The following is a 3,599-nucleotide window of genomic DNA, read 5'->3' on the forward strand; positions in this document are numbered from 1 at the left end:
TGCGCAGCTCATGCGAGGCGTTGGCCACGAACCGCTGCTGGGCGGTGAACGCGCGGTCCAGGCGCTCCAGCATCTCGTCGAAGGTGTCGGCCAGCTCCTTCAGCTCGTCGTCCGGGCCGTCCAGCTTGATCCGGCGGGCCAGGTCCGAACCCGCCACCTGGCGCGCGGTGCGGGTGATCCGGCCGAGCGGCGAGAGCACCCGCCCGGCCATGGCGTAGCCGAACGCGAAGGCCACCACGGCCAGGCCCAGCAGCGCCAGCAGCGACCGGCGCAGCAGGGCGTCGAGGGCGAGGGCGCGCTGGTGGTTCATGCACCGCGCGACCGCCTCGTTGAACAGCGTGGTGCTGGACTGGCTGGGCAGCTCACAGGTGGGGTCGGTGAGGCTGTAGTCCATCTTGACGATCTGGAAGGGGAGTTTGCTGCTCCCCTGCAGGACGTCCGCCGCCAGCAGATAGATGATCGTCAGCAGCACCACGCCGGCGATCAGGAACATCCCGCCGTACAGCAGGGTGAGCCGTATCCGGATCGTGGGCCGCAGCCAGGGACGCGGGGTCGCCGCCGGCCGCGGGTCCCAGCTGGGCTTGGGTGGTGCGGTGGGCGGAATCGGGGTCGTGGCCATGCCCGATCAGATCCGGTAGCCGGAGCCGGGCACCGTGACGATCACCGCGGGCTCGCCGAGCTTGCGGCGCAGCGTCATGACGGTGACCCGGACCACGTTGGTGAACGGGTCGGTGTTCTCGTCCCACGCCTTCTCCAGCAGCTGCTCGGCGGAGACGACGGCGCCCTCGCTGCGCATCAGCACCTCGAGCACCGCGAACTCCTTGGGGGCCAGCTGGACCTCCCGGCCGTCCCGGAAGACCTCGCGGCGGTTGGGGTCCAGCTTGATCCCGGCGCGCTCCAGCACCGGCGGCAGGGCGACCGTGGTGCGGCGGCCGAGCGCCCGTACGCGGGCGATCAGCTCGCTGAAGGCGAAGGGCTTGGGCAGATAGTCGTCCGCGCCGATCTCCAGCCCCTCGACGCGGTCGCTGACATCGCCGGAGGCGGTCAGCATCAGCACACGGGTGGGCATGCCGAGCTCGACGATCTTGCGGCACACGTCGTCGCCGTGGACCAGCGGAAGGTCCCGGTCGAGGACGACCACGTCGTAGTCGTTGACCGCGATGCGCTCCAAGGCGGCGGCCCCGTCGTACACGACGTCGACGGCCATGGCCTCCCGGCGCAGTCCGGTGGCCACCGCATCGGCGAGCAGCTGCTCGTCCTCGACGACGAGTACACGCACTTTTCGTCAGTCCTTCCCTTGGGTGCCTTACGGGCGTCATGGAGCGCCCGGCGGGCTCGATCCGGCCGGACTCGATCGGCGCCCGGCGCCTCCATCCTGCCTCGAAGGCTCATAAACCGGCGGTAAGGGGGATCCGGAAGGGGCTGCTCAAGATTCTTTTTCGGCAGAGGTTTCCCCTCGCGGAGCGATGGGGAGGACGACTGCACACCCCGATCACGCCCTGTATGTGGCATCCCACAAGCATCTCTGCCATCAGCAGGGACCACGCACGTGATCGTCCCGCCCCGGCACACCCCCGTGCCACCGACCCACGACGAGGGGGCGCACATGGACGCGTTCACCGCAGGAATTCTGCAGCGTATAGAGACCACCAAGTCCGACCTCACCCGCGCCCGTGAGACGGGCGACGACTACCTTGCCGATGTCGAGCTGTCGGAGCTCGAAGACCTCCGCCGGCTTGCCGCCGAGCACGGCGTGGAGATCGGTGCGATCGCCTGACGGCGATCTCCCGGCATCCGCGTTCACCAACCCTGCGACGCCCCGGCTGCCCTTGCGGCACCGGGGCGTCGCGCTGCGTTCAGACCGCGCTCGGGTCAGTCGTGCCAGGCGCCCAGGTCCTCCAGGAGCCCCTGCAGCGGCTCGAAGAGGCCTGGGGGCGCGGCGATGGTGAGCTCGCCGGAGGCCGGGATCCCCGGCCGCCCGCCGGTCAGCGCGCCCGCCTCGCGGGCTATCAGCGCACCGGCCGCGTAGTCCCACGGGTTCAGCCCGCGCTCGTAGTAGCCGTTGAGCCGGCCACACGCCACATCGCACAGATCGATGGCCGCCGATCCGCCGCGCCGGATGTCGCGCACCTTGGGCACCAGGGCGCGGACCACCTCGGCCTGGCCGATGCGCCGCTCGGTGCGGTAGCCGAAGCCGGTGCCCACAAGCGCCTGGTCCAGCACGGGCGCGGGACGGCAGCGCACCCGCTCCCCCCGCTCCTGCCCCTCGGCCACGAGGTACGCACCGCCGCCGAGCACCGCGTGGTACGTCTCGCGGCGCATCGGGGCCGTCACCACACCCACGACCGTCTCGCCGTCCCGCTCAGCGGCGATGCTCACCGCCCAGGCCGGCAGGCCGTAGAGGTAGTTGACCGTGCCGTCGATCGGGTCGATCACCCAGCGCACCCCGCTGCTGCCCTCGGTGCTCGCGCCCTCCTCCCCCAGCACGCCGTCGTCGGGGCGGCGGTCGGCGAGGAAGTCCGTGATCAGCTTCTCGGCGGCCAGGTCCATCTCGGTGACCACGTCGATGGGGCTGGTCTTGGTCGCGGCCACGCCGAGGTCGGCCGGGCGGCCGTCACGGAGCAGGTCTCCCGCCCGGCGGGCGGCCTCCAGGGCGATATCGAGGAGTTCGGTCGTGAGCGGGTCGGTCATCGTGCTCCTTAAAGGCATGCGGGCGGACGGCGCGGCTCGCCACGACATCGGCGGGCCGGGGCCGGTGCGGTGGTGCGCTCAGTCCTCTCCCGCCGCGGCGGGCCGCGGCGCCCGGGCCGGGCAGCAGCCCGCCGGGCAGAGGTCGTGGCTCGGGCCGAGCGCGCCCAGCGCGCAGCGCGCCGGAGCGGCCGCCTCCCGGCCGGCGGCGAAGCGCTCGGCGGCCGCGCGCTCCAGGACCAGATCGCGCACCGCGGCCGCGAAGCGCGGGTCCGCGCCCACGGTCGAGGCGCGCGCGACCGGCAGGCCCAGCTCCTCGGCCTTGGCCGCCGCCTCCGTGTCGAGGTCGTACTTGACCTCCATGTGGTCCGAGACGAAGCCGATCGGGACCATCACGGCGGCGGGGGCGCCCGCGCCGTGCAGCTCCTCCAGGTGGTCGCAGATGTCCGGCTCCAGCCACGGGATGTGCGGGGCGCCGCTGCGCGACTGGTAGACGAGGCGCCAGGGGTGCTCCACACCGGTCTCCTCGCGCACCGCGTCGGCGATCAGCCGGGCCACGTCCAGGTGCTGGGCGACATAGGCGCCGCCGTCCCCGTGGTCCTGGGGCGGGCCCGAGGTGTCGGCGGCGGCCGTCGGGATGGAGTGCGTGGTGAAGGCGAGGTGCGCCCCGGCGCGTACGGCCTCGGGCAGCTCGGCGAGCGCGGCGAGCGTCGCGTCGACCATGGGCCGGACGAAGCCGGGGTGGTTGAAGTAGTGCCGCAGCTTGTCGACGCGCGGCGTCTCCAGGCCCTCCGCCTCGAGCGCGGCCAGCGCGTCGGCCAGGTTCTCGCGGTATTGGCGGCAGCCGGAGTACGAGGCGTACGCGCTGGTGGCCAGCACCAGGACGCGGCGATGGCCGTCGGCGGCCATCT

General features: G+C 72.6%; 4 protein-coding genes and 1 pseudogene. 1 reads left to right on the plus strand and 4 read right to left on the minus strand.

Features of this window, described 5'->3' with window-relative positions; all coding sequences use genetic code 11:
* Positions 1-7: 7 nt before the first annotated feature.
* Together CCN51_RS34355 and CCN51_RS34360 are read right to left on the minus strand one after the other, a co-directional pair.
* Positions 8-619: pseudogene (locus tag CCN51_RS34355) on the minus strand (HAMP domain-containing protein); the annotation flags it as partial.
* Between the two features lie 6 nt (positions 620-625).
* Complete coding sequence (locus CCN51_RS34360) at positions 626-1,279, minus strand: response regulator transcription factor (protein ID WP_014175866.1); 654 nt, start codon at positions 1,277-1,279, stop codon at positions 626-628.
* A gap of 270 nt (positions 1,280-1,549) precedes the next feature.
* Here CCN51_RS34360 and CCN51_RS54535 point away from each other — a divergent pair, with 270 nt between their 5' ends.
* Positions 1,550-1,777, plus strand: coding sequence for a hypothetical protein (locus tag CCN51_RS54535; RefSeq protein ID WP_043486615.1), 228 nt, complete (start codon positions 1,550-1,552; stop codon positions 1,775-1,777).
* Between the two features lie 95 nt (positions 1,778-1,872).
* On the opposite strand, the gene CCN51_RS34365 is transcribed toward CCN51_RS54535, so the two are convergent.
* Both CCN51_RS34365 and CCN51_RS34370 read right to left on the minus strand, forming a co-directional pair.
* Positions 1,873-2,691 carry an inositol monophosphatase family protein gene (locus CCN51_RS34365; RefSeq protein WP_014175868.1) on the minus strand — a complete coding sequence of 273 codons (819 nt, stop codon included), beginning with the start codon at positions 2,689-2,691 and terminating at the stop codon, positions 1,873-1,875.
* 78 nt (positions 2,692-2,769) lie between these two features.
* Positions 2,770-3,599 (minus strand): ferrochelatase (locus CCN51_RS34370; protein WP_086860490.1); only part of this gene is annotated, 830 nt, incomplete at its 5' end.

The organism is Streptomyces milbemycinicus (assembly GCF_002154605.1).
Taxonomy (GTDB): Bacteria; Actinomycetota; Actinomycetes; order Streptomycetales; family Streptomycetaceae; genus Streptomyces; species Streptomyces milbemycinicus.

Coding starts and splice junctions, on each gene's coding strand:
- CCN51_RS34365 (WP_014175868.1), bottom strand. CDS start 2,691: ATGACCGACCCGCTCACGACCGAACTCCTCGATATCGCCCTGGAGGCC.